Here is a 721-nt window from a genome sequence, read left to right as displayed (position 1 = left end):
CGCGGCGCGCGACGACGATCCGGTCGTCGCTCTCGCGGACCGCACAGATCGCGTAGCTCCCTTCCAAGCGATCTTCAACGGCTTGGACCGCATCGAGGAGATCTAGTTCCGGATCGGCCGCGAGTTCCGCCTCGATCAGATGCGGGATGACCTCGGTGTCGGTGTCGCTCGTGAAGACGTGCTGATCGCGGAGCTCCGTTTTCAGCGCCTCGTAGTTCTCGATGATACCGTTGTGGACGACCGCCACCGACTCCGTACAGTCGGTGTGTGGGTGCGCGTTCGGCGCGGTGGGTTCGCCGTGGGTGCTCCACCGGGTGTGGCCGATCCCGACCATCCCGTCGGCGTGCGTAGGCACCGAGAGCTCACCGACCTCACCTTCTGTCTTCTGGACGGTGAGCGACTCACCGGCGATCGCGATGCCAGCGGAATCGTATCCTCGGTATTCGAGGTTCTTGAGTCCCTGATGGACGATCGCGCCCGTGTCGTCGGTGCCGATATAGCCGGTGATTCCACACATAATTGACGGGAGATATGTTAATGTGGCAATCAACGTATAAATAAATTTTTGCTCGGTGACAGAACTGATCGATTCCGGTGTCCGTCTGTGGTTCGGACGGCGCTCAGTACGGAGCTGGGGCGCCGTTCATCGTTGGAGGCGACTCCCGGTCTCGATCCGGTCGTCAACGATCGCGCCGTCTTCGATCGTCGCGCCGTTGCCGAC

The 721-nt window shown here is 61.4% G+C and carries 1 pseudogene; it reads right to left on the bottom strand.

From position 1 onward, the window contains the following. Nucleotides 1-517, bottom strand: a pseudogene (locus DVK07_RS20195) (glutamine--fructose-6-phosphate aminotransferase); the annotation flags it as partial. Between the last annotated feature and the right edge of the window lie 204 nt (nt 518-721).

It is taken from the genome of Halorubrum sp. Atlit-26R (assembly GCF_003666015.1).
Classification (GTDB): Archaea; Halobacteriota; Halobacteria; order Halobacteriales; family Haloferacaceae; genus Halorubrum.
The sequence above is the reverse complement of the archived record's forward strand: the minus strand, read 5'-3'. Positions and strand labels throughout refer to the sequence as shown.